Consider the following 23,377-nt stretch of genomic DNA (forward strand, 5'->3'; position numbering starts at 1 on the left):
CCTCTCTAAAAACGTCATCATGCAAGCTGCCTTATACGGGCGGCCTGAATGCAACTTGCATCATGGTGCTGGAATGAAATGGGCGCGGGGGGCGCCCATGGGTTGCCGGGTGGCACGTCGTTTACCCGGCCTACGATACTGTAGGCCTATGCAAGCGCAGCGCCGCCAGGCTTTACAGACTTAGATCTTGCCGACCAGGTCTAAAGATGGAGCCAGCGTCGCTTCGCCTTCTTTCCATTTCGCCGGGCACACTTCGCCTGGGTGAGACGCCACGTACTGAGCTGCTTTCACTTTACGCAGCAGGTCAGATGCATCACGGCCGATACCTTCAGCGGTAACTTCGATAGCCTGGATAATGCCCTGCGGGTCAACAACGAAGGTCGCACGGTCTGCCAGGCCTTCATCTTCACGCATGTTGTCGAAGTTACGGGTCAGGGCGCCAGTCGGGTCACCGATCATCGCGTATTTGATTTTCGCGATGGTTTCAGAGCTGCTGTGCCACGCTTTGTGGGTGAAGTGGGTGTCGGTAGAGACAGAGTACACGTCTACGCCCAGCTTCTGCAGTTCATCGTAGTGATCGGCCACGTCACCCAGTTCGGTCGGGCAAACGAAAGTGAAGTCAGCCGGATAGAAGAAGAACACGCTCCAGCGGCCTTCGGTATCTTTCTCAGTCACTTCAATGAATTCGCCGTTTTTGAACGCCTGGTTTTTGAAAGGTTTAATTTTGGTGTTAATCAAAGACATCTGTACTTCCTCCGTGTTTTCGTTGAGATGTAAGGTAACGAACTTTCGCTACATGGGCTAATGCGTTTGCTTTATCAAATCAATCAGCCATACCTAACAACCCGAACAAGACAACGTTGTGAACCCAATGAATAAAAGCCCGAAAGTAAAAAGGCCGCCCTGGTGGGCGGCCCTGATACCTGAACTTTCCACAGGAACTTTCAGTGCCAGTGAGACTGGCGTTGCGTTGCGCTCTACATACCTTTATATCAAGGTCGTTACAGCCCCCTGATTACAGCACCCGTGTCGGGACAGGGCAATGGATTGAAGGGATAATCATATCTATGGCTGTGATAGGTTTTACCAAACTAAGCATTCCCCATCACCGCTAATGCTCACGCCAGTAAAAATAAAAATGAGTGATAATTACTTGTCCATATATAAATCTGACTATTTTTATTCAGTTCTGCTTTCTATTTTAAAGGTAAAAATATCTTAACCATTATTGAAGTTCTATTTCATTAATCTACGTTCGTGATATATTAAGTTGGTTTTCAATCATAATTAAGCGAGCTAACCATCAAGGATGGTAAATGGTTACGTTCCTTCTATAGTTATCAGTGATGTGATAACGCAACGCAGCACACTCAGGATGAAACATGGCAAATCTTTACGACTTAAAAAAATTCGATCTCAATCTGCTGGTCATTTTCGAATGCATCTACCAACACCTGAGCATCAGCAAGGCAGCAGAAACGCTCTACATAACGCCTTCCGCGGTCAGTCAATCCCTGCAGCGGCTGCGTAACCAGCTGAACGATCCGCTGTTTATCCGTTCGGGAAAAGGGATCACTCCCACCACCGTCGGGGCAAATTTGCATCATCATCTTGAGCAAAACCTCAATCAGCTTGAGCAGACCATCAACATCATGCATGGCTCATCGCTCAAAAAGAATTTTGTCATCTACTGCCCGCAGGTTCTGACAACCGACAATCTGCTCAACCCCATGAAGCTATTGATGCGAGAGCACAATTATGAAATAGAGCTTCATGACATGCTGCTGTCCGCGGATTCCGCAGAAGACCTGCTTGCCTACCGTAAAGCAGACTTAATTTTCTCCATTGCGCCTATCAACAATCGCTCAATGGTATGCGTTCCCTATGTTAATTACCGAATGATTCTGGTGTGCAGCCAGGATCACCCCCGTCTGCAGGAGACCGCTACCCTGGAAGAGCTGCAGAAAGAGAAGTTTACGATCTTCCTGAGCGATGAAGCGGGTGTGAAACACTATCAGTCAAAGACTGAGGAAGTGCATGCCGACAGGACAATCGGTTTTCGCTGCGACTCTCTCTTTTCAATCATAAACATGATCAGCGCATCGCATTTAGTGGGATATATCCCGGAAGTCCTGTATGAAAAATATCGTGACGTATTGCGACTGAAAAAAGTGGACGCCCCCTTCACGCTGCCTCAAATGGACGTCTTCATGGTTTATAACCGCTCAGCGCTTAACAGCTCGGTTTTCTCGACGTTTGTTGAACAAATCACGCAAAAATAAATCCGAATGGCTGTGATATTTACAGCCATTTCTCTCTTCAAAATATAACCCTCATTTATAGATAATAAAAAATCTGCCTTTTTTGATTTACCTGCCTTTATTTTCACTACTATTATTCTCTTTCCTGCATTGACATGAACGTCCGGTATTTATTTCCAGGAGGAGTTGCCTTTGTCAATTTATAAGCATCCACTTAATCAAAATGTCCTTGACGCTGCCACAGAGCGCATAACATGGACGCTTGAGAATCTGCCAAGGGTCTGTGTTTCATTTTCTGGCGGAAAAGATTCCACCATTATGTTCCATTTAACGGCCCGACAAGCCCGAAAAATGGGAAAAAAAATCTGTCTGTTATTTATCGACTGGGAAGCACAGTTCACCTGTACCATTCAGCACGTGAATAACATGATCGCACAATACGCCGATGTGATTGAAAAATGCTGGTGGGTAGCGCTCCCGTTGACCACGCAAAATTCACTCTCACAGTTCCAGCCCGAATGGCAGTGCTGGGAGCCGGGTAAAAACTGGGTACGCACGCCCCCGGAAGAGGCGGTAACCGATCCAGATTACTTCTCGTTCTACCAGCCCGGCATGACCTTCGAGGTCTTTGTTCGCGAATTTTCCGACTGGTTTGCCAAAAGGCGCCCGGCAGCAATGATGATCGGCATTCGTGCCGATGAATCCTATAATCGCTTTTTGACGATCGCTAACGCACGAAAGCAGCGCTTTGCCGATGACAAACCCTGGACCACCGTCGCCCCCGGCGGGCACGCCTGGTATGTCTATCCGCTTTATGACTGGAAAACCGCCGATATCTGGACCTGGTTTGCGAAAACGGGCGGGTGCTATAACCCGCTTTACGACCTGATGTTTCAGGCTGGCGTGCCGCCGCGCTATATGCGCATCTGTGAACCCTTTGGCCCGGAGCAGCGTCAGGGGTTGTGGCTCTATCATGTTGTGGAGCCCGAACGCTGGGCGGCGATGTGTGAGCGGGTAAACGGCGTGCACAGTGGCGGGGTCTACGCGGGGCAGGACAATCACTTCTATGGCCACCGCAAAATTCTGAAACCCGACGCGCTCAGCTGGCGGGAATACGCCATGCTGCTTCTCGACAGCATGCCGCACACCACCGCGGAACATTACCGCAATAAAATCGCGATCTATTTGCACTGGTATCAGAAGAGAGGCATGGCCGATATTCCCGACACTCAGGAGGGCGATATCGGCGCCAAAGATATCCCGTCCTGGCGACGCGTATGCAAGGTATTACTCAACAATGACTACTGGTGCCGGGCGCTGTCATTCAGTCCGAACAAACCCAGGCATTACCAGCGTTACAGCGAACGGATGAAATCAAAACGCAAAGAGTGGGGGATCTTATGCAGCAGCAATTAATTAACGAGATGAAAAATTATCTTCAGTCTCTTCCCGAAGATAAACGCATTGAAGCCATTAACGCCTTTCGCCAGGCCATCCATGAAAATAGCCCTTTTCGCGAACAGCCTGTCGACTGCGTGCTGTGGATCAAACAGGACGAGATTACCGCGAACGATTACAACCCCAACAACGTTGCCCCGCCGGAAAAACGGCTGCTCTGTAAATCCCTGGAGATGGACGGTTTTACCCAACCCATTGTAGTGACGGAAAGTGAGGCCCGGCATTATGAAATTGTCGACGGCTTCCATCGGCATGAAATTGGGTCCAACCGGGCGGTATTGAAACGCCAGCTTAAAGGCTATCTGCCTGTCACCTGTCTGCGTAAAGAGCGGCAGAAAAAGTTCGACCGGATAGCGGCCACCATTCGCCACAATCGGGCGCGCGGCCGCCATCAAATCAATGCGATGTCCGATATCGTCCGCGAGCTGGTGCAGCTTGGCTGGGACGACGAGAGAATCAGTCAGGAACTGGGAATGGATAGCGACGAGGTATTGCGCCTCAAGCAAATCAACGGTCTGCTGGAACTCTTTGCAGACCGCCGTTATTCAGAAGCCTGGACGGTCAAATAATCAGAGCGCGTTAAGACGCTCTGCCGCCGCCAGCAGCGTCGATTCCTGTTTCGCAAAGCAGAGACGAATCAGCTTATGCGGGAAGGGATCGGCGCAAAAGACGGATAACGGGATCGCCGCCACGCCCACCTCTTTGGTCAGCCACTGGCAAAAACTGACGTCGTCCAGATCGGAGATGGCGCTGTAATCGGCCAGCAGGAAATAGGTGCCTTCACACGGCAGGATCTCCAGACGGCTCTGACTCAGGGCACTCACAAACCGATCCCGGCGTGCGCGGTAAAACTCGGGCAGCTCACGGTAATGCTCAGGCTCAGCGCGCAGCATATCCGCCAGCGCCAGCTGGGCAGGCGTGTTCACCGCAAACGTCAGATACTGGTGCACTTTACGCAACTCCGCGCTGATGGCCGCCGGTGCCACGCAGTACCCCACCTTCCAGCCGGTCATATGATAGGTTTTACCGAATGACGACACCGCCACAGCGCGCTCGCGAAGCTGCGGATGGGCCAGCACGCTGACGTGCCCTTCCCCGGCAAAGCAGATGTGCTCATACACTTCGTCGCTCAGGACATAAATTTCACGTTCCGCAATGGCCTGCCACAGCGCGGCGAAATCGCTCTTCTGCCACACGGTCGCCGACGGGTTGTGTGGTGTATTCAGAATGACCAGCCGGGTGTTGTCGCTCAGCAGCGCAGCAAACGCCTGCCAGTCGGGGCGAAAATGCGGCGGCTGTAATGCCACGCGCTTCACCACGCCGCCGGACAGTTCGATGGCAGGCGCATAGCTGTCGTAGCTTGGGTCAAAGCAGATAACCTCATCGCCCGCGCGAACCAGCGCGGTGATGGCCGCATACAGCGCTTCAGTCGCACCTGCCGTCACCGTAATGTCGCTGTTGGCATCCGGTTGATAGCCATAGCATTCCGCCGTTTTATCCGCAATGGCGTCACGTAATGCCTGCACACCGGTCATCGGCGCATACTGATTCGCCCCCTGGGCAACGTGCCAGGCCAGACGCTCCTGCAAATAGCCTGGACCATCAAAATCCGGGAACCCCTGCGAGAGGTTAATGGCGTTGTGCTTCTGGGCCAGAGCGCTCATCTGCGTAAAGATAGTGGTGCCCAGGTTGGGAAGTTTGCTTTGCGGAATCAATGCGTTATTGCTCATTGTGGGGTGCCTGCTTGTAATACTTATGTTGCTGCCACTATAACACGATGTTAGTCTTTGGCAATCAAGACGCTTAGACGTCTAAACAATATGAATATTCCTGACCGAGAGGGTAAAAGGAAATGACAGACAACCTGCAACTCACGCAACTGGTCGAAGCCTGCCGCTGGATTGGCGCCAAAGGCTGGGCCCCCGCCACCGGCGGCAACATGTCGGTACGTCAGGATGAAAACCTGTGCTGGCTCAGTGAATCCGGCAAAGACAAAGGCAGCCTCACGCCGGATGATTTTCTGCAGGTGGAGATCGCCACCAATCGCGCCCCCTCTGGCCGTAAACCTTCGGCCGAAACCGGGTTACACACGCTCATCTATCGCCTGTTCCCGGAGGCCAACGCCGTACTGCACGTCCACACGGTGAACGCCACGGTGCTCTCGCGGCTGGTGAAAGAGGCGGAGTTGCACATCAGCGGCTTTGAGATGCAAAAATCCCTCACCGGGCAGACCACGCATCTGGCTACGGTTGCCATTCCGGTATTCGATAACGACCAGGATATAGACGCCCTCGCTTCGCGAATCGCCCATTACGCCCAGGAGCGCCCGCTTAATTATGGTTTTCTTCTGCGCGGCCATGGCTTAACCTGCTGGGGACGTGATGTGGCCGAAGCCCGCCGTCATCTGGAAGGATTAGAATTCTTATTTGAATGCGAAATGCGTTTACGACAACTGGAGAAGATATGATTCGCGCGATTGTGACGGATATTGAGGGAACCACCAGCGATATCCGTTTTGTCCATGATGTTTTGTTCCCTTATGCGCGTGAGCGTCTGGCGGCCTTCGTCACCGCCCAGCAGTACGCCGAGCCGGTCAAATCGATTCTGGACAACCTGCGCGATGAAATCGACGCTCCGCACGCCAGCGTCAGCGATCTTATCGATACCCTCTTCACCTTTATGGATGAAGACCGTAAATCGACGGCGCTGAAGGCCCTGCAGGGAATTATCTGGCACGACGGTTACGTCAACGGCGACTTTACCGGCCATCTCTACCCGGACGTGCTGCCGGCGCTGGAAAAATGGAAAGCGCAAGGTATTGATCTCTATGTTTATTCCTCTGGCTCCGTCGCCGCGCAGAAACTGTTATTTGGCTACAGCGATGAAGGTGATATTACTCATCTGTTCAGCGGCTACTTTGATACCCATATTGGTGCCAAGCGTGAGGTGCAGTCTTATCAGAATATTGCGGCGCAGACGGGCATTGCCCCGTCGCAGATCCTGTTCCTGTCGGATATCCATCAGGAGCTGGACGCCGCTGAGCAGGCCGGTTTTCGCACCCTGCAGCTGATTCGCGGTGATGATGACGGTGCCAGCCACCATCATCAGGTTCACCAGTTCGACGAAATTAACCCGGAGCAGATCCCTTCATGAGCGCATTAACCATTTATTCCGATAAAGACGCCAGTAAGCACCTGTGGCACAGCACCGACGCCGCCGAGATCGCCCAACAGCTCAACGCCAAAGGCGTGCGTTTTGAACGCTGGGCGGCTGACCGTGATTTAGGTCGCGACCCTGCCCCAGAAGTGGTCATTGACGCTTACCAGCATGCCATCGACAAACTGGTCGCGGAGAAAGGCTATCAGAGTTGGGATGTGATCAGCCTGCGCGCCGACAACCCGCAAAAAGAAGCGCTGCGCGCGAAATTCCTCAACGAGCACACCCACGGCGAAGATGAAGTGCGCTTTTTCGTGGAAGGCGCGGGATTGTTCTGCCTGCACATTGGCAATGAGGTGTATCAGGTGCTGTGCGAGAAAAACGACCTGATTTCGGTACCGGCGGGCACACCACACTGGTTTGATATGGGCTCAGAGCCAAACTTTACGGCCATCCGTATATTCGATAATCCGGAGGGCTGGGTGGCGCAGTTTACCGGTGATGCGATTGCGGATGCGTATCCGCGTCTGGCATAGGTGAAAATTGCTCCCTCTCCCTTTGGGAGAGGGCTGGGGTGAGGGGGAACATACAGCTCTGGTGGTCATTTCCGCAGTCACACATTAATTAAATACTGGCGATAATCCTCTGCACATCTGCCCCAACCAATTTTGCCAAATGCACAAACTCCACCACATCTAACCTGCGTTCACCACTTTCCACTTTAGCGATAAACGACTGCGGTTTTCCCAGCGCCTCCGCAAGCTGCGTCTGAGTAATCCCTTTCTCTTTACGTGCCTTCTTCAACGCATTGATAACTCGCTGGTATTCATCTGAATAAACTGAGGCCATTGTTCCGATTCCATACAAATATCCTGAAATCGAATATCCTCCCATTGTCTTTTTATCCCAAAACGGGATAATTGAGCCCGTAACGAACTTACGTAAGGAGGATACAATGCGTGATAAAAACTGGCATCCTGCCGATATCGTTGCCGCGCTAAAGAAACACGGAACAAGCCTGGCAGCCTTGTCACGTAAGGCTGGACTATCATCATCTACACTGGCAAATGCGCTTTCCCGGCCATGGCCTAAAGGGGAATGGCTAATCGCTCAGGCGCTCAACATCTCGCCTGAAGTGATATGGCCGGAAAGGTATTTTGATGAAAAGGGGACACCCATTTTTCGTCAGAGAAGGGCGACAAGAAAACGCCCCCATCTTTAACACTATCACCGTATGCTCCCCCTCACCCCAACCCTCTCCCTCAAGGGAGAGGGGGTCTGAGAGACTTCACATACCCCACCAGCTGATCCAGCACGATCCCCCAGCCTTCATGGAAGCCCATCTGTTCATGCTGCTCACGGATTTCTTTCGTGGGATGGCGCGCAATCGCCGTATAGCGGGTTTTGCCCTCCCCGAGATCCTCCAGCAACAAAATCGCCGTCATAAACGGCTTTTCGGCCGGTTTCCACCCTTCGGTATAGCCGTCGGTAAAGACCAGCTTTTTGCCGGGATCGATTTCCAGGAAAACACCTTTATTGTCCATTTTTTGCCCGTCCACGTCGAAAACGGTATTGAATCGTCCACCCACGCGCAGGTCGAGGTCGCATTCGGTCACTTTATGGGGGGCAGGAATAAAGAAGTTTTTGATGTGCTCTGGCGTCGTCCAGCAAAGCCACAGCAGGTCGCGCGGTGCATCCACCACGCGTTCCAGTTTTAAGTCTGTTTCGGGATCGAGCGTCACGATGTTGTCCTCTCAGGGGAACCCCTTACAAGGATAGCCGGACTCAGGCGAATTTCCCCTTTGCTACCGCTTCCGGCGTGACCACGCCCGTATCCAGTACCCAGCCGCTTATCAGCGAGGCTGGGGTGACGTCAAACGCCGGGTTGTAAACCTGCGCATTTTCCGGTGCCCACTGTACCGCGCCGAAGCTTCCCGCCACGCCCGTCACTTCGCTGGCCGCGCGCTGTTCAATCGGGATCGCCTCACCGTTCGGGCACGCCGGGTCGAGGGTGGTTTGCGGGGCGGCGACATAGAACGGAATGCCGTGAAATTTCGCCAGCACCGCCAGGGAATAGGTGCCGATTTTGTTGGCCACATCGCCGTTGGCGGCAATACGATCTGCCCCCACCCACACGGCATCTACCTCCCCTTTTGCCATCAGGCTGGCGGCCATGGAGTCGGTAATCAGCTGATACGGCACGCCCAGCTCGCCGAGCTCCCACGCGGTCAGCCTGCCGCCCTGCAGCAGCGGACGGGTTTCATCCACCCAGACGTTGCTGACGTTGCCCTCCTGATGTGCGCGAGCAATAACACCCAGCGCAGTGCCGACGCCTGCGGTTGCCAGACCGCCAGTGTTACAGTGGGTCAGCAGGCGGCTACCGGGCTTCACCAGCGCGCTGCCCGCTGTCGCAATGGCGTCACAAAGCTGCCTGTCTTCGTCAATCAGTCGCAGAGCTTCCGTCACCAGCGCCGGAACGAAATCTTCCTGCCAGAGCGCCTGCTTCATGCGGTCGAGATTGTTCATCAGGTTGACCGCCGTCGGGCGGGCAGCGCGCAGCGTTTCCAGCGCCAGCGCCAGCTCGTCGCGGCTTTTCCCCTTTTCCGCCAGCAGCGCCAGCAGCAGACTTGCAGAGAGACCAATCAGCGGCGCACCGCGCACCCTAAGGGCGTGAATATGCCCCACCAGCGCCTCGACCGTTGAGGCGTCAAGCCAGCGTTTCTCCTGCGGAAGGGCCTGTTGGTCGAGAATAAAGAGCTGATTATCCGCCACCCGCAGGCTGGTCGTCTGTAATGTCTGCATGTCGTTAATTCCCTGTTGCGTTGTTGTAGCACATTGTGTCAGGATGAAATCCAGATGTATAGACGTCTAAATGTCTTTATTCGCAAATCAGTGAGGAGCAGGCAATGTCGCAATACCGTACCTTTACCGCCCAGGACGCCGTGGAGTATGCCAGGCAGTTTGGCGGCCTTGATAATCCATCATCACTGGTAGAGGCGCAGGAAGTAGGCGACGGCAATCTCAATCTGGTCTTCAAAATTTTCGATGCTCAGGGCGTGAGCCGCATCATCGTAAAACAGGCGCTGCCATACGTTCGCTGCGTCGGTGAGTCATGGCCGCTGACGCTGGACCGCGCCCGTCTTGAGGCGCAAACGCTGGTGGAGCATTACAAGCACAGCCCGCAGCATACCGTGAAAATTCATCATTTTGACCCGGAACTGGCGGTCATGGTGATGGAAGATCTCTCCGACCATCGCATCTGGCGCGGGGAGCTGATTAAGAATAACGCCTACCCGCAGGCTGCGCGTCAACTGGGAGAGTATCTGGCGCACACGCTGTTCCACACCAGCGATTTTTACCTGCACCCGCACCAGAAAAAAGCGCAGGTTGCCCAGTTCATTAACCCGGAGATGTGCGAGATCACTGAAGATCTGTTCTTTAACGATCCGTACCAGATCCACGAGCGCAACAACTATCCGGCTGAGCTGGAAAACGATGTCGCCGCCCTGCGCGATGACGCCCAGTTGAAAATTGCCGTGGCCTCCCTGAAGCATCGCTTCTTCTCCCACGCCGAAGCGCTATTGCACGGGGATATCCACAGCGGATCGATTTTCGTGGCCGAGGGTAGCCTGAAAGCGATCGACGCCGAATTCGGTTACTTTGGCCCGATTGGGTTTGACGTGGGCACCGCCATCGGCAACCTGCTGCTGAACTTCTGTGGCCTGCCGGGGCATTTAGGCATCCGCGATGCCGCTGCCGCCCGGGAACAGCGTCTGATCGACATTCAGGCGTTATGGAATACCTTTGCGGAGCGCTTCCAGACGCTGGCGCACGAGAAAACCCGGGATGCCGCGCTGAGTGCGCCGGGCTATGCCTCTGAATTTTTGAAAAAGGTCTGGAGAGATACCATTGGTTTCTGCGGAACGGAGCTGATCCGCCGCAGTGTGGGGCTGTCTCACGTCGCGGACATCGATACCATTCAGGACGACGCGATGCGTCACGAATGTCTGCGCCACGCCATCACGCTGGGTAAAGCGCTGATTGTGATTGCCGATCGCATCGACAGCGTGGAAGAGCTGGTGGCAAGAGTGCGCCAGTACAGTTAAAAAAACCTCCCTTTCGGGAGGTTTTTGCATCAGTTTTTGGTGAGCGTGGTGGTCACGGTGTAATCGAGAGACCACGACGAATGCCAGTCTTTACCGGCAAACTTGATATCCCCCCGGTAAACCCCGCTCGGGAGATCCGGGTTATCGGCCTCAACATACTTAAGGCTGGCGCTATAGCCTGTGGTTTCCCAACTGCTACACAGAACCGCCACATTGAACGGACGGGTGGAGCAATCCGATCTGCGCTGCGCGCGAATCGTCACTTCCCGGGTATTGCCTTGTTCGTCCTTCATCGGCACGACAAGCGTACTGTAACCTTCTGCGGTCCATACCAGGGACGTCGGCCCCTGCGTACTTCCCGTTGCCACGAACCCAAGCGAAGGGAAGCCAAATATTGCGCCCGTACTGAATGCACTTGTCGAACCGGTGATGCTCCACATGGCTGAATAGCTGGCAATAAACACAACCGTTTGATCGGTTTTAGTGGTGTTATTAATCCCCGCGCTCACCGTTGCCGTACCGGTATCCGGGCCACTTAGCTTCACGGTCGCCACGCCACTGCCATTGGTCACGCTGGTTTGCGCTGAAAGGGTATTAAGCGTGGTGCTCCAGTTGACCGTCGCATTTTTGACGGCATTACCGTTTACATCTTTCACCACTGCGGTGTAGGTAATACGGTCGGTATTAACCACCGCGTGGTCGGAACTGGCCTTGAGACTCTCAACCCTGGCGGTGGTCACATCGCCAGTGAATGATACCGGCTCCGCGTTTATCGCCGCCGTTGAACCGACAACTGTTGCGCTAACCGTTGCCGTTCCGGCCGTTGTCGTTGACGCCGTTACAGCCGCCTGGCCCTGTTCGTTGGTTTTTGTACTGGCGCTGGCAAGCTTCACGCTGCTGTTATCTACTCGCCACGCAACATCCACCCCGCTAAGCGGGTTATGGTTGGCATCCTCGACGGTGGCGGTCCAGCGTATGCTCGCATTCCCGTCAGCCACCGCCTCTTTTTTATCCGCACTCAGGCTCGTAAATTGCGCTGTCGCCGGATTACCGGTCACGGAGAGAGTAAGCGTCTGACCGCTACCATTCACCGTCGCGGTAACCGTGATGTTGCCCGCTTTGCGCGATGAGAAGCGCGTTTCAGCCTGCCCTTGCGCATTGGTCATTGCTGAAACGGGCGTCAGGGTCACATCAGCCGCATCACTGCTGCTCCAGTTAACGGCAACGCCTGGTACAGGGTTCTGATGGCTATCCATCACGGTGGCGGTTAACAGTACGGTATCGCTGTCGGCCACAATGCCGGTCGTTTTATCCGCCGTGAGGGTAGCCAGCTTTGCCGTGGTGGTGTCACCGGTGAAGGCCAGTTTTGTCACACGTAACGTGTTACTGCCGAACGTGGCCTGAAGAGAATATTCCCCCGCGGTTTCAGAACGTAAGGTCACGCTCGCCTCACCCGATGCATTCGTCACGCTGCTCGTATCGGATAACGTCGCGCCGGAAGGGCTCACCGCCCAGTTAACCTTCGCTCCGTCAACCGGATTATCATTGGCATCCACAACGGTAGTACGCACTGTGATACCGTCGGTACCATTGGCCACCGCCGTTACGCTGTCGGCGGCCATCTCCGTCATTTTCGCGGTCGTGAGATCGGCCGTGAAGGTTGCGCTGTCAGCACGAACGGGTGCGCTTTCAGCGGTCTGAGCCGTGATTACAACGCTGCCTGATTTCAGCGAGGTAACCACCAGCGAGGCATTGCCCTGCGCATCCGTCCGCGTACTGCTGGCGGCGAGCTTAACGTCTGGGTTATCTGCCGACCAGTTAACCTCTACGCCCGAAATGGCGTTACCCTGCAGATCGCGCACCTGCGCCGTCCAGGTAATACTGTCGCTGCCGTTGGCCACGGCCTGTTGCTTATCGGCCACCACGGCGGCGATACGCTGCGTGCTGGTGTCAGCGACAAACGTTACGGCTTCCGCTTTCACCGCATTCTGCTGATTTACATCAGCATAAACCCAGGCAACGCCCGTTTTTGCTGACGACAGCGACAGCGTTGCGTTTCCGGCAGCGTCGGTAACCGAGGTTTTGCTTCCTGCGGTCGTGCCATCTTCCCGCTTCACCGTCCAGTTAACCGTCACGCCTTCAAGCGGATGATTGCTGTTATCTGCGACCTGCGCGGTATACGTTACGCTGTCGCTGTTATTGGCAACAATGCGGGTTTTATCGACATTGACCGATCTCACCTGTGCGCTGGCGCTGTCCGCAACGAATTTTAGCGTCGGGGTAGAGAGCGGGTTACCGTCCGCCAGTTGCGCACTCACTGTCGTCGAAACCACGTCACGGCTAATGAGTTGAATGCTGGCCTGCCCTTGCTCAGTGGTGAGGGTGCGTTCAGCAGACAGCTGAACCGCAGCGTTATCCGCTGTCCATTTCACCTCTTGCCCCGAAACGGGATTGCCGGACCGATCGACAACGCTTGCCACAACGACAATTGGTGTTACGCCGTCGGCCGGTGCGCTTACGGCCGACGGACTGAGTGAGGCAAGTTCCACAACCTCGGACACCGCCTCTTCAGCCACAGAGGCGGTAGCAAGCTTAATATTGCCGTCGATGAACGTCTGAATGGTGAGGGTGGCAGGCGCGGTTCCGCTGATAAGCGTTGCGCTGTATACGCCGCTGCTCGTTTCGCGAAACGCGCTTATTTGCGGTGCGACAGGCGCCGCGGTGCCTGTAACGGCATTTTTCAGGGTGATCGATGCGCCAAGACGCTCCGATAACCCGGTTGCAGCCTCGCCGGATGCGGTTTTTAGCGCCAATGTTAATACCGACTGACTGGTGCCATCCGCCGGTAAGCGGGACGGAGACGCCGTCAGGCTGGGCTGCAGCGTGGTCACGTCCATGCCGTTTACGTTCACCGTCATCCGCGCGGTATCAGAAGCGTTACCGTGCTTATCCCAGGCCGTTGCGGTTAACGTATACGCGTTGGAACCGCCATTTTTCCAGGCTGGAAGCGTAATCACCACCTGGGCCGGATCGGCACCCGGTGTGATTTTGCCGCCGTTACGTATCAAATTGTCACCCTGCCAGTCGATGCGTTCGAGCCCGTATTTCGTTTTAACCTTCGCGGTTACGGTCTGGCGGGCATTTTCATTCCCGGCGATGTTTTCTGGCAGTGCGAGCGAAATCAGCTCCTGCTTACGGTAATCCAGGACAATATTGTTATTACGATCGACCAGCTCCTGACGTGACCCCAGCAGCGTACGGCGTGCCCCCACCTGGTCCGCATCAAGCTGCGTGCGCAGCGGCACGCCCGGCGCCCAGTTGACCGCAAGGTTAAACTGCGTATCCGATGCCTCGCCCTTACCCATTTTTTGGTTTACACCCAGGGTAACCAGCGGAACGGGCGTGTAGCTCAGTCCAACGGTTACGGCGTAAGGATCTTTCTGACGATCGTCCTCATCGTCACCGAAAAGCCCGACGTGCTGACCATAGTATTGTTCGTAGACGAGGTTCGCCCCAAGCTGCGGATAGGCGGGAAGATACCCGGTTGCACGCAGGTCAAAGCCGTTCGCCACGCGCTCGTCATAATCGCGATAGCGGGACGAAGACATCCAGTCGCTTAAACGGTAGTAGCCGTTGGCTGAAAGACGCAGATAGTCCCAGCCTAGCTCGGCTCCAACACCAAGGCGCTGATGCTGATTCGCCGAAACCTGGCGATCGTAAAAGGTATTCACGCCCCACATCCATGCGGTATTAAATTCACGGTAGCCAAACCCGACATTAACGATATTTCTGTCGTCGTGACGACGACCACCCAATTGGGTGAACACCAGCGACGTTTTTTGCTCGTATAAAGGGATAAGCAGATCTAACTCCGCGTCCTGAATGGAAAAATGCTCATCAGTACCGATATTCAGACGCGTGGTACCAAATTGATTTAACCAGGACTCAAGTTCCTGCGTGGCGGTATTTGTTGCCTGGGACGTAATTGCGCTGGCGACAGAACGGCCACTGCCGCTCTCCAGCAGTGACCCCGCCTGCACGGCGGTTTGTGCCACTACCCGCTCGGTGGTTTGCGGCTCGGCTACCTTATCCTGCGCGGCGACGGGCGTCGCGCCCAGCGAAAATAACGACGGCGGAAGGAGTTGCAATGCTATTTGCAACCAGGCTGCACATTTTTTCAGGCTCATTAAATTCATCCTTGAATAAAAAAAGAGCCATAGTACGTATCAGGACTTAAAGATAAAGTCGGCGCGTTTATTTTAAGAATCTATAAATATAAGCATTCACCTTATAAATATATTTCAGCCCCCCTTTCCCCTTTAGCCCAAATATTCAATCACCGACAACCCGCCGTTATAATCCGTGCTGTAAATAATTCCCTGCGCATCCACAAAAACATCACACGACTGGATCACCTGCGGGCGATTCGGGCGTGTATCCATCATCCTTTCAGGTGCAGCAGGTACCAGCGCCCCCGTTTCCACCGGGCGATAGGGGTTCGAAATGTCATACGCACGCACCCCTGCATTCTGAAAGGTGGCGAAGATCAGCGTGGAACTGACAAAGCTTCCCGGCCGGTTCTCGTGCAGATTATGCGGGCCGAAATGCGCGCCTTTCGCCACGTAGTCTCTTTCATCCGGCTGCGGGAAGGTGGAGATACTTACCGGGTTCGACGGCTCGCGGATATCAAACAGCCAGATGAACTTCTCGCCGTCCTCCTGGTTGTCGAGCACCGCTTCGTCGAGCACCACCAGCAGATCGCGGTCCGGCAGCGGCAGCGCGGTATGCGTCCCGCCACCAAACGGCGGGCTCCAGTTGCGGTGGCTAATCAGCTTCGGCTGAGTGCGATCTTTCACATCCAGCAGCGTTAAACCACCGTCACGCCAGCTGCCGTATGCCGTATCCCCGGCAATAATGGCATGATGCAGCGCGTAGCGTTTGCCTTCCGGCCACTCTGGCCGTTCACCTGCGGCCTGGTTCATCCCCGGCAACCACCAGCGCCCTGCCACTTCGGGCTTACGCGGATCGGCCAGGTCGATAGTCAGGAAGATATAGTCGGTAAAGCCGTCGATCAGCGCCGACACATAAGCCCAACGACCACCAACGTACCAGATGCGGTGAATGCCAATGCCATTTAACGACAGAAAGCCGATCTCACGCGGCCTGTCCGGCGTGGAGATATCAAACACGCGCAGCCCGGCGCTCCAGCCTTTGTCCTGCACGTCGCTGACGGTCTCCCCCACCTGACGGGTGTAGTAGACCTTTTCATCGGCGAAGCGGGCATCGGCAAACAGATCCCGGGCGTTAATCACCAGCAGTAAATCGTCGTGTGCCTGCAAATGCACATTCCAGGTGCCGGGCGGCGCAGGTACATAACCCGCCGCTTTCGGGTTTTTCGGGTCGCGCACGTCAACAATCGAAAAGCCCTGCGACACCATATGACCAATATACGCATAACCGCGGTGCACCATCAGTTGCACGCCGTCCGGGCGACCGCCCTGGTCGCTATGGCCAATTAGCCGCATATTGCGGCTGTATTCAGGGGTGGGTAATGTTGTCACCTTTAGCTCCTGTTGGTTTTCCCCCTCTCCCGGTGGGAGAGGGCCGGGGTGAGGGCATCAGGCTGCACCTGACGCCACCCGGCTTGTTTTTATTTATTTTTCGCTTCCAGCGTCGCAAACCACGGCGCAATAAAGTCTTCGGTCTGTCCCCAGCCCGGAATGATTTTCCCCAGCGATGCCACGTTCACCGCACCCGGCTGGGCGGTCAGCAGCGCCTGCGGGATCGCCGCTGCTTTAAAATCATAGGTCGCAGGCGTCGGCTCTCCGGCAATCTTGTTAGCGATCAGACGCACGTTAGTTGCCCCAATCAGCTTTGGATCCACCGCCACGCTCACTGCCCACGGGCTTCCCGGCTCGCGCATCAGCTGTAAATCCTGGTTGGAGATGTCGATGCTGTAGAGCTTGATTTCAGTGCGGCCATTCTCCTTCAGGGCTTTATACGCCCCCTGGCTGAAGGCGTCCCAGGTGCCCCAGATAGCGTCGATTTTACCTTTCGGGTATTTCGCCAGAATTGCCCCGACCTTGTTGGCGGTATCGCCCTGCACGTCCGACGACACCGCGCCAATAGACTCCAGCTCTTTGATATTCGGGTACTGTTTCTGCAGTTCCTTATACGCCGCCTGACGACGCTCCATCGGCGGGAAACCGGCGACCCACAGCTTGACGATATTGGCCTTGCCGTTGAAATCTTTCGCCAGCTGGCCGAAGGAGAGATTCGTCAGGGAGGCATCGTCCTGCTGGGTGACCGTCACGCCTGGGATCTCGCCGTTGACGGCGGTATCAAACACCGAAACCTTAATCCCGGCATCCACCGCCTTCTTCACCAGCGCGGTCGCATACGGATCACGCCCCTGAGAGAGAATAATCCCGTCATATTTCTGGCTGATCGCCTGATTCACAAAGTCCTGGAATTTTGCGTCGTCACCGTTGCTTAAAAAGGTGCTGACCTTAAAGCCAAGTTTTTTCCCTTCCTGAATCGCCCCGGCGACAAACTGCGTGGTGTTGTCATCCGAGCCAAGGTTGCGGATCACCGCAATGCGAATGGGGCCGTCGTGGTTGGCAATGGCCGCCGGAACCGGTGCAGGTGTGGCCGCAAATCCCGGCAGAGAGGTGAGTAACCCAAGAGCCACCAAAGAGAGTGCAATCTTTTTCATTTTTTATCCCGTTGTGTTGTCAGCGTTTTTGTATGTAAGTAATCGCCAGCGCCACGGCAAGCACCAGCCCTTTTATAATGTCCATGGCGTAATACGGTACGGAGAGCATCACCAGCCCGTTCGACAGCACGCCCAGAATGACCGCCCCCACCAGCGTTCCCAGCGCGTTCGGCTTGCCGGAACCGGCCAGCGAAAAGCCGATCCACGCTGCCGCCACCGCGTCCATCAGATACCCGCCGCCCGCATTCACCTGCGACGACCCAATGCGCGAGGCCAGCAAAATCCCGCCCAGTCCGGCCAGCAGCGAGGCAAGCACGTAGGCCGCGACCTTGTAACGCGTGGTGCGAATGCCTGAAAGGCGCGCCGCCTCCGGGTTACCGCCGATGGCGTACATGCGCCGGCCGTGGGTGGTCAGTGACAATCCCAGCTGTGCCAGTAGGGTCACCGCCAGCATGATGATGACGATGGTCGGCACCTGCCCCAGCAGGCTGAACGCCGCCGGAATGGTTCCTTCCGCCATATCACCGCTCGGCAGCACCATGTTCTCGGTAATCGACCCGCCGTAGCTGTAGGTCATCGCCACGCCCTGAATGACGAACAGGCTGGCAAGCGTGGCGAGCATGTCCGGGATGCGCAGGATGACGATCAGAAAGGCGTTAAACAACCCGACCAGCGTGCAGAGCGCGAGGGTGATCAGGATCGACTCGGTGGTGCCGAAGCCGTGCCAGACGAAGAGCGAGATCACCAGCGCATTCGCCAGCGACGCCGTTGAGCCGACGGAGAGATCGAACCCGCCCACGGTGAGTGAAATCGATACGCCGATGGCGATCACCGTCACGATGGCGATCGAGCGCAGAATGTTGATGATGTTGTTCGGGTCGAGGAAGCTGTCCGACGCCAGGCCAAAAACCACCACCAGCGCCACCACGGTGAGCAACATGCCCCACCTGTAGAGAAAGTCGAAAATCTGTTGACGGCCAGACGCCGCCGCAGTCACTGAAAGGGCTTTGCTCACGACGCCGTTCCTCCGGTTGAATAATAAAGTAGTGTCTCTTCCCGCGCCTCGGCCCCGGGGATTTCCGCCACGATGCGTCCGTCCCAGAGCACGCAGATGCGGTCGCACAGCCCTACCAGTTCGGCGAATTCGCCCGAAGCGTAAATCACCCCTTTGCCCTCGCGCGCCAGGCCGTCGATCAGTTGAAACAGATCGGTCTTCGCTTTGACGTCAACGCCCTTGGTCGGCTCGTCGAATATCAGCACGCTGGCGTCATTGCGCAGCCATTTGCCAATAGCAACCTTCTGCTGGTTACCGCCAGAAAGCCGACGTAAAACCTGCCCCGGCCCGCGCGTACGCACGCCAACGCGGGCTATCACCTCTTCCGCCCAGCGCCACGCCTGACGATGACCAAAGAGACTCCAGCGCGAAAAGCTGTTATCTGCCGTCACGGCCAGATTCATGCTCACCGGCTCGTCGATAAAAATCCCCTCCTTGCGCCGCTCCTCCGGTACCAGCGCCAGCCCGCGCAGCACGGAATCGGCCGGATCGCGCGGTTTCCAGGGCTGATGATTGAGCTCGCCATGTTCCACCCGGCTTTTGCTGGCACCAAACAGCGCCTTGCAGAGTTCGGTTTTGCCTGCGCCCGCCAGCCCGGCAATGCCGAGGATTTCGCCTTTACGCAGATGCAGGGAGATATCTTTCAGCAACGCGTCGTCGTGCAGCCCCTCCACCCGCAGCAGCGTCTCGTCGCTATGCACAGGACGGGCTGGCGGGTAGATATCGCTCAGTTCGTGGCCGAGCATCTTCTCGACGATCGCTTCGCCGCTGAGATCCGCCATCGGGCCGGTCTCAATCAGCTTGCCATCGCGCAACACCGTTAAGGTGTCACAGATGGCTTTCAGCTCATGAATGCGGTGCGAGATAAACACCACGCCAATGCCCTGCTGCTTTAAACGCCGCACCACCGCGAACAGGCGTTCACTGTCGTGGGCATCCAGCGGTGCGGTAGGTTCATCGAGGATCAAAAAACGGCAGTGATGCGACAGCGCCCGGGCCAGCAGGATCTGCTGTTTTTCAGCCAACGAGCAGCTGTCGATGGAACGGCGAACGTCCAGCGTAACGTCGAGCTGAGCCAGCGCCTGCTTCGCCTGTTGACGAATAGCACGCCAGCGGTAGCGATGTCCCGGCTGCGCCAGCTGGTCAAGCATGATGTTTTCAGCGATGCTCAGCCCCGGAACCAGCGCCACGTCCACTTCCTGCTGCACAAGGTGGATCCCCAGCCGTTTGGCATCGAGCGGTTCGCGGATCGTCACCGGCTGGTTATTAATGCAGATCTCCCCCTCATAGCGATCGTGCGTTCCGCACAGCACCGCCATCAGCGTCGATTTCCCTGCGCCGTTAGCCCCGGTCAATGCATGCACCGATCCGCCGTTCAGGGTAAAGTCCACGCGCGACAGCGCCTGAAAGCCGGAAAAGGCCAGGCTGATACCGCGCATCTCAAGGCGACTGGAAACCATCCGCGTAGGATCCTCATTAATAGTTTGATTTATTGAATTTTTCACAGCTCCGGTTGACTGACAACGACAGAAAAGGCATAAGATAAAGCCAAATATTATTAGCCATCCGGATGTCCAGACATAACATCGGGTTAGCGCTTGCTAAAAAAGGACAACACCATGAGCAACACCGATATCCGCGTCGTTCCCGGCCCGGCGAACTACTTTTCTCACCCCGGAAGCCTTGCGCATCTGCATGACTTCTTCACCCCGGAGCAGCTTTCTCGCGCGGTGTGGATCTACGGCGAACGCGCGCTTGAAGGCGCACGTCCCTACCTGCCGGAGAGCTTTGCGGCCCCCGGCGCAAAACACCTGTTGTTCAAAGGCCACTGCAGCGAGCGTGACGTCACCCATCTGGTGAATGAATCCGGCAGCGAGGCGGCCGTAGTGATTGGCATTGGCGGCGGAGCGGTGATGGATACGGTCAAAGCCGTGGCGCGTCGTTTGGGCGTTCCGTTCGTGGGTATCCCGACTATCGCCGCTACCTGTGCGGCATGGACGCCGCTCTCCGTCTGGTACAACGATGCCGGGCAGGCGCTGCAGTTTGAAATTTTCGACGATGCCAATTTCCTGGTGCTGGTGGAGCCGCAAATCATCCTTAACGCCCCGGCGGAATACCTGCTGGCTGGTATCGGCGATACCCTGGCGAAGTGGTATGAAGCGGTTGTACTCGCACCGCAGCCTGAACACCTGCCGCTGACCGTACGTCTGGGGATTAACGGCGCGCTGGCTATCCGCGACGTGCTGCTGGAACGCAGCGAGGACGCGCTGGCTGACCAGCAGCGTGGCGAAGCAACGCAGGCATTCAGGGATGTGGTGGATGCCATTATTGCCGGTGGCGGCATGGTCGGTGGGCTCGGCGAACGTTATACACGCGTGGCGGCGGCACATGCGGTGCATAACGGCTTAACCGTCCTGCCGCAGACGGAAAAATACCTGCACGGCACCAAAGTGGCCTACGGCATTCTGGTGCAAAGCGCCCTGCTCGGTCAGGACGACGTGCTGGCGCAGCTTGTCACCGCGTATCAGCGCTTTAACCTGCCGACCCGGCTTCGCGAGCTGGAGGTGGATATCAACAACCGTGACGAACTGGACAAGGTCATCAATCACACCCTGCGCCCGGTGGAGTCGATTCACTATTTGCCCGTGGCGCTCACACCTGACGTTCTGCGCGCGGCGTTCGAGAAAGTGGAATCCTTCAGCCGTTAAACGCGCCGAGCGACTATACCTAATGATGATTCTCACCACTCTCGCAACGAGGTCATCATGCAGATCGATTTAACAGGTAAGAAAGCGCTGGTCACCGGTGCCAGCCGGGGATTGGGCCGTGCTATCGCGCTGTCGCTGGCACGCGCCGGTGCCGATGTGGTTATCACGTATGAAAAGTCCGTCGATAAAGCCCAGGCCGTGGTCGATGAGATAAGCGCGCTGGGGCGGCACAGTGAGGCGGTTCAGGCCGACAGCGCCAGTGCAGAGGCTATTCAGGACGCGGTCACCCATGCGGCGCGCACCCTCGGCGGGCTGGACATTCTGGTCAATAACGCCGGTATCGCCCGCGGCGGCCCGCTGGAGTCCATGACGCTGGCGGATATCGATGCCCTGATTAACGTCAACATTCGCGGCGTGGTGATCGCCACTCAGGAAGCGCTGGTACACATGTCTGACGGCGGACGCATTATCAATATCGGTAGCTGTCTGGCAAACCGCGTGGCGATGCCGGGTATCTCCGTCTACTCCATGACCAAATCCGCGCTTAACTCCTTCACGCGCGGTCTGGCGCGGGATCTGGGGCCCCGCGGTATTACCGTGAACCTGGTGCATCCCGGCCCAACCAACAGCGATATGAACCCGGAGGACGGCGAACAGGCAGAAGCCCAGCGTCAGATGATTGCCGTCGGTCATTACGGGCAACCGGAAGATATCGCGGCGGCGGTCACCTTCCTCGCCAGCCCAGCCGCCGGACAGATCTCCGGTACGGGGCTGGATGTGGACGGCGGTTTGAACGCCTGATCGCATATTTTCTGCAAGCCTCTGTCGCCCAGCAGAGGCGTTTTCGCACCGCCTCGACGGTTTGCATTTTGCCGCTTACCTGCATTTGTTCTCCGCTCTACAGTAGCCCATAAGAAATTCGGAATTTATCTAATAGTCTTATTATTTCCTTATACTTTGTGTGGGCGTACAGTGGAGGTACGGATGAAAATTGTCTGGTCCAATGGGGCAAAGAAGGCATTTTTAAAGATTGACGAGCGATATCAGCGTCGCATTGAGTTGAAGCTTGTTGAGCTGGATGACCGCTCGGCTCCCCGGCCCGATATCAAAAAAATATCGGCGACAGAAGATCACTACCGGCTACGCGTTGGCGATTACCGCATCGTCTATACGCTTCGGGACGAACCCGATAACCATTGTTATGTTTTGGCCGTTAAGCGCAGAACATCAACAACTTACCTGCACGAGGAGAAAGCCACCTATGGCTGTTCAGCTAATTAAGGACGATAACGGAAAAACGCAGTACGTGGTTATTCCCTATGATGAATATTTTCGTATGTGCCTGCAGATGGCGGAAATCGACGACGAAACCGACGACGATCTGGAGGATATTGAAGTCGAACACGATGAGCTGGATGACGTTGAACTTCCAGGTGAGGTTTGCAGCATCATGACCTGGCAGAACGTCAGCCTGCAGGCCGCCTGGCGCATCCTGCGCGGCATGTCCCAGCAGGAGGTGGCAGAGAAACTCGGCATCACCCAGTCTGCCGTATCACAGCTGGAAGCGCTGGACTCCCGTCCGCAAAAGCGCACCCGTGAAAAGCTGGCGGCGATCTACGGCTGTAAACAGGAACAGATCAGTCTCTATTTACCGAAAGAGGGTTAACAGCACTTCGCCCCGCCCTTGCCGCCGTAGCGGGCATCCTGGCGGTCGCGGAAAAATTCTTCGTAGGTCATGGGCGTCTGGTCCGGATGGTTGACGCGCATATGCTCGACGTAGTTGTCGTAGTCTGGCACGCCAATCATCATTTTGGCGGCCTGGCCCAGGTACTTACCTGCTTTGGAAAGGGTGTCGAACATAGGTCATTTCTCGTTTGTTTCCCTCACCCCGGCCCTCTCCCAAAAGGAGAGGGAGGATA

At 55.9% G+C, this 23,377-nt stretch carries 23 protein-coding genes; 12 read left to right on the forward strand and 11 right to left on the reverse strand.

Annotated elements, in window-relative coordinates:
• Positions 1 to 180: 180 nt before the first annotated feature.
• The gene (gene ahpC, locus PUZ33_RS20980; protein ID WP_008501015.1) at positions 181 to 744 is read right to left on the reverse strand and encodes an alkyl hydroperoxide reductase subunit C; all 564 of its coding nucleotides are present in this window, start codon (positions 742 to 744) and stop codon (positions 181 to 183) included.
• Positions 745 to 1,382: 638 nt separating this feature from the next.
• On the opposite strand from ahpC, the gene citR reads away from it, so the two are divergent.
• The 3 genes from citR (at position 1,383) to PUZ33_RS20995 (ending at position 4,288) form a co-directional block, all read left to right on the forward strand.
• Positions 1,383 to 2,282, forward strand: a complete 900-nt coding sequence (citR, locus tag PUZ33_RS20985; RefSeq protein ID WP_062676778.1) for a DNA-binding transcriptional repressor CitR — start codon at positions 1,383 to 1,385, stop codon at positions 2,280 to 2,282.
• Between the two features lie 171 nt (positions 2,283 to 2,453).
• Entirely contained in the window at positions 2,454 to 3,677 is a 1,224-nt protein-coding gene (locus PUZ33_RS20990; RefSeq protein WP_058681101.1) for a phosphoadenosine phosphosulfate reductase, read from the forward strand.
• Complete coding sequence (locus tag PUZ33_RS20995) at positions 3,662 to 4,288, forward strand: IbrB-like domain-containing protein (RefSeq protein WP_013097610.1); 627 nt, start codon at positions 3,662 to 3,664, stop codon at positions 4,286 to 4,288. The genes PUZ33_RS20990 and PUZ33_RS20995 overlap by 16 nt, the downstream gene beginning before the upstream one ends.
• Here PUZ33_RS20995 and PUZ33_RS21000 read toward each other — a convergent pair whose 3' ends face one another.
• Positions 4,289 to 5,449 carry a pyridoxal phosphate-dependent aminotransferase gene (locus tag PUZ33_RS21000; protein ID WP_058681102.1) on the reverse strand — a complete coding sequence of 387 codons (1,161 nt, stop codon included), beginning with the start codon at positions 5,447 to 5,449 and terminating at the stop codon, positions 4,289 to 4,291.
• Between the two features lie 122 nt (positions 5,450 to 5,571).
• On the opposite strand from PUZ33_RS21000, the gene PUZ33_RS21005 reads away from it, so the two are divergent.
• The 3 genes from PUZ33_RS21005 to PUZ33_RS21015 are packed head-to-tail and all read left to right on the forward strand — an operon-like array spanning position 5,572 to position 7,411.
• The gene (locus tag PUZ33_RS21005; RefSeq protein WP_013097612.1) at positions 5,572 to 6,186 is read left to right on the forward strand and encodes a methylthioribulose 1-phosphate dehydratase; all 615 of its coding nucleotides are present in this window, start codon (positions 5,572 to 5,574) and stop codon (positions 6,184 to 6,186) included.
• Positions 6,183 to 6,872 carry an acireductone synthase gene (mtnC, locus tag PUZ33_RS21010; protein WP_038980999.1) on the forward strand — a complete coding sequence of 230 codons (690 nt, stop codon included), beginning with the start codon at positions 6,183 to 6,185 and terminating at the stop codon, positions 6,870 to 6,872. The genes PUZ33_RS21005 and mtnC overlap by 4 nt, the downstream gene beginning before the upstream one ends.
• Positions 6,869 to 7,411, forward strand: coding sequence for a 1,2-dihydroxy-3-keto-5-methylthiopentene dioxygenase (locus PUZ33_RS21015; protein WP_023621337.1), 543 nt, complete (start codon positions 6,869 to 6,871; stop codon positions 7,409 to 7,411). The genes mtnC and PUZ33_RS21015 overlap by 4 nt, the downstream gene beginning before the upstream one ends.
• Before the next feature lie 88 nt (positions 7,412 to 7,499).
• Here the strand turns inward: PUZ33_RS21015 and PUZ33_RS21020 are convergent, their stop codons facing one another.
• Positions 7,500 to 7,724 carry a helix-turn-helix domain-containing protein gene (locus PUZ33_RS21020; RefSeq protein ID WP_047351880.1) on the reverse strand — a complete coding sequence of 75 codons (225 nt, stop codon included), beginning with the start codon at positions 7,722 to 7,724 and terminating at the stop codon, positions 7,500 to 7,502.
• Between the two features lie 106 nt (positions 7,725 to 7,830).
• Here PUZ33_RS21020 and PUZ33_RS21025 point away from each other — a divergent pair, with 106 nt between their 5' ends.
• Positions 7,831 to 8,097 carry a helix-turn-helix domain-containing protein gene (locus tag PUZ33_RS21025; RefSeq protein ID WP_058650492.1) on the forward strand — a complete coding sequence of 89 codons (267 nt, stop codon included), beginning with the start codon at positions 7,831 to 7,833 and terminating at the stop codon, positions 8,095 to 8,097.
• A 40-nt stretch (positions 8,098 to 8,137) separates the two neighbouring features.
• On the opposite strand, the gene PUZ33_RS21030 is transcribed toward PUZ33_RS21025, so the two are convergent.
• Both PUZ33_RS21030 and mtnA read right to left on the reverse strand, forming a co-directional pair.
• Positions 8,138 to 8,617, reverse strand: a complete 480-nt coding sequence (locus PUZ33_RS21030; protein ID WP_013097615.1) for an SRPBCC family protein — start codon at positions 8,615 to 8,617, stop codon at positions 8,138 to 8,140.
• 43 nt (positions 8,618 to 8,660) lie between these two features.
• Positions 8,661 to 9,677 (reverse strand): S-methyl-5-thioribose-1-phosphate isomerase, encoded by a 1,017-nt coding sequence (gene mtnA / locus PUZ33_RS21035; protein ID WP_038418891.1) that lies wholly within the window; start codon positions 9,675 to 9,677, stop codon positions 8,661 to 8,663.
• 104 nt (positions 9,678 to 9,781) lie between these two features.
• Here mtnA and mtnK point away from each other — a divergent pair, with 104 nt between their 5' ends.
• Entirely contained in the window at positions 9,782 to 10,981 is a 1,200-nt protein-coding gene (mtnK, locus tag PUZ33_RS21040; RefSeq protein WP_058681103.1) for an S-methyl-5-thioribose kinase, read from the forward strand.
• A 29-nt stretch (positions 10,982 to 11,010) separates the two neighbouring features.
• Here mtnK and PUZ33_RS21045 read toward each other — a convergent pair whose 3' ends face one another.
• From PUZ33_RS21045 to PUZ33_RS21065, 5 genes are all read right to left on the reverse strand, one after another.
• Positions 11,011 to 15,168 carry an Ig-like domain-containing protein gene (locus tag PUZ33_RS21045; protein ID WP_058681104.1) on the reverse strand — a complete coding sequence of 1,386 codons (4,158 nt, stop codon included), beginning with the start codon at positions 15,166 to 15,168 and terminating at the stop codon, positions 11,011 to 11,013.
• Between the two features lie 132 nt (positions 15,169 to 15,300).
• Positions 15,301 to 16,542, reverse strand: a complete 1,242-nt coding sequence (locus PUZ33_RS21050) for an LVIVD repeat-containing protein (RefSeq protein WP_028028043.1) — start codon at positions 16,540 to 16,542, stop codon at positions 15,301 to 15,303.
• 89 nt (positions 16,543 to 16,631) lie between these two features.
• Entirely contained in the window at positions 16,632 to 17,696 is a 1,065-nt protein-coding gene (locus tag PUZ33_RS21055; protein ID WP_058681105.1) for a sugar ABC transporter substrate-binding protein, read from the reverse strand.
• 19 nt (positions 17,697 to 17,715) lie between these two features.
• Positions 17,716 to 18,711 (reverse strand): ABC transporter permease, encoded by a 996-nt coding sequence (locus PUZ33_RS21060; RefSeq protein ID WP_058681106.1) that lies wholly within the window; start codon positions 18,709 to 18,711, stop codon positions 17,716 to 17,718.
• Positions 18,708 to 20,210 (reverse strand): sugar ABC transporter ATP-binding protein, encoded by a 1,503-nt coding sequence (locus tag PUZ33_RS21065; RefSeq protein ID WP_058681107.1) that lies wholly within the window; start codon positions 20,208 to 20,210, stop codon positions 18,708 to 18,710. Before PUZ33_RS21065 ends, PUZ33_RS21060 begins: the two co-directional genes overlap by 4 nt.
• A gap of 159 nt (positions 20,211 to 20,369) precedes the next feature.
• Between PUZ33_RS21065 and PUZ33_RS21070 the strand changes: the two genes are divergently transcribed.
• The 4 genes from PUZ33_RS21070 to PUZ33_RS21085 all read left to right on the forward strand — a co-directional run bounded on the left by PUZ33_RS21070 (position 20,370) and on the right by PUZ33_RS21085 (position 23,124).
• Complete coding sequence (locus tag PUZ33_RS21070) at positions 20,370 to 21,458, forward strand: oxidoreductase (protein WP_058681108.1); 1,089 nt, start codon at positions 20,370 to 20,372, stop codon at positions 21,456 to 21,458.
• A gap of 57 nt (positions 21,459 to 21,515) precedes the next feature.
• Positions 21,516 to 22,259: an SDR family NAD(P)-dependent oxidoreductase gene (locus PUZ33_RS21075; protein WP_013097624.1), complete on the forward strand. Its 744-nt coding sequence runs from the start codon at positions 21,516 to 21,518 to the stop codon at positions 22,257 to 22,259.
• Between the two features lie 183 nt (positions 22,260 to 22,442).
• Complete coding sequence (locus tag PUZ33_RS21080) at positions 22,443 to 22,739, forward strand: type II toxin-antitoxin system RelE family toxin (RefSeq protein ID WP_029882114.1); 297 nt, start codon at positions 22,443 to 22,445, stop codon at positions 22,737 to 22,739.
• Positions 22,720 to 23,124: a helix-turn-helix domain-containing protein gene (locus tag PUZ33_RS21085; protein ID WP_013097626.1), complete on the forward strand. Its 405-nt coding sequence runs from the start codon at positions 22,720 to 22,722 to the stop codon at positions 23,122 to 23,124. The genes PUZ33_RS21080 and PUZ33_RS21085 overlap by 20 nt, the downstream gene beginning before the upstream one ends.
• Here PUZ33_RS21085 and PUZ33_RS21090 read toward each other — a convergent pair.
• Positions 23,121 to 23,318 carry a YbdD/YjiX family protein gene (locus PUZ33_RS21090; protein ID WP_006809671.1) on the reverse strand — a complete coding sequence of 66 codons (198 nt, stop codon included), beginning with the start codon at positions 23,316 to 23,318 and terminating at the stop codon, positions 23,121 to 23,123. The two genes, PUZ33_RS21085 and PUZ33_RS21090, sit on opposite strands and share 4 nt — an antisense overlap.
• Between the last annotated feature and the right edge of the window lie 59 nt (positions 23,319 to 23,377).

It is taken from the genome of Enterobacter cloacae complex sp. 2022EL-00981 (assembly GCF_028737495.1).
Lineage (GTDB): Bacteria > Pseudomonadota > Gammaproteobacteria > Enterobacterales > Enterobacteriaceae > Enterobacter > Enterobacter cloacae.

Excerpts from the sequence above, each read along its gene's own strand:
- ahpC (WP_008501015.1), bottom strand. The coding sequence starts at position 744 with ATGTCTTTGATTAACACCAAAATTAAACCTTTCAAAAACCAGGCGTTC.
- citR (WP_062676778.1), top strand. The coding sequence starts at position 1,383 with ATGGCAAATCTTTACGACTTAAAAAAATTCGATCTCAATCTGCTGGTC.
- PUZ33_RS20995 (WP_013097610.1), top strand. The coding sequence starts at position 3,662 with ATGCAGCAGCAATTAATTAACGAGATGAAAAATTATCTTCAGTCTCTT.
- PUZ33_RS21000 (WP_058681102.1), bottom strand. The coding sequence starts at position 5,449 with ATGAGCAATAACGCATTGATTCCGCAAAGCAAACTTCCCAACCTGGGC.
- PUZ33_RS21005 (WP_013097612.1), top strand. The coding sequence starts at position 5,572 with ATGACAGACAACCTGCAACTCACGCAACTGGTCGAAGCCTGCCGCTGG.
- mtnC (WP_038980999.1), top strand. The coding sequence starts at position 6,183 with ATGATTCGCGCGATTGTGACGGATATTGAGGGAACCACCAGCGATATC.
- PUZ33_RS21015 (WP_023621337.1), top strand. The coding sequence starts at position 6,869 with ATGAGCGCATTAACCATTTATTCCGATAAAGACGCCAGTAAGCACCTG.
- PUZ33_RS21020 (WP_047351880.1), bottom strand. The coding sequence starts at position 7,724 with ATGGCCTCAGTTTATTCAGATGAATACCAGCGAGTTATCAATGCGTTG.
- PUZ33_RS21025 (WP_058650492.1), top strand. The coding sequence starts at position 7,831 with ATGCGTGATAAAAACTGGCATCCTGCCGATATCGTTGCCGCGCTAAAG.
- mtnA (WP_038418891.1), bottom strand. The coding sequence starts at position 9,677 with ATGCAGACATTACAGACGACCAGCCTGCGGGTGGCGGATAATCAGCTC.
- mtnK (WP_058681103.1), top strand. The coding sequence starts at position 9,782 with ATGTCGCAATACCGTACCTTTACCGCCCAGGACGCCGTGGAGTATGCC.
- PUZ33_RS21045 (WP_058681104.1), bottom strand. The coding sequence starts at position 15,168 with ATGAGCCTGAAAAAATGTGCAGCCTGGTTGCAAATAGCATTGCAACTC.
- PUZ33_RS21055 (WP_058681105.1), bottom strand. The coding sequence starts at position 17,696 with ATGAAAAAGATTGCACTCTCTTTGGTGGCTCTTGGGTTACTCACCTCT.
- PUZ33_RS21065 (WP_058681107.1), bottom strand. The coding sequence starts at position 20,210 with ATGGTTTCCAGTCGCCTTGAGATGCGCGGTATCAGCCTGGCCTTTTCC.
- PUZ33_RS21070 (WP_058681108.1), top strand. The coding sequence starts at position 20,370 with ATGAGCAACACCGATATCCGCGTCGTTCCCGGCCCGGCGAACTACTTT.
- PUZ33_RS21075 (WP_013097624.1), top strand. The coding sequence starts at position 21,516 with ATGCAGATCGATTTAACAGGTAAGAAAGCGCTGGTCACCGGTGCCAGC.
- PUZ33_RS21080 (WP_029882114.1), top strand. The coding sequence starts at position 22,443 with ATGAAAATTGTCTGGTCCAATGGGGCAAAGAAGGCATTTTTAAAGATT.
- PUZ33_RS21085 (WP_013097626.1), top strand. The coding sequence starts at position 22,720 with ATGGCTGTTCAGCTAATTAAGGACGATAACGGAAAAACGCAGTACGTG.
- PUZ33_RS21090 (WP_006809671.1), bottom strand. The coding sequence starts at position 23,318 with ATGTTCGACACCCTTTCCAAAGCAGGTAAGTACCTGGGCCAGGCCGCC.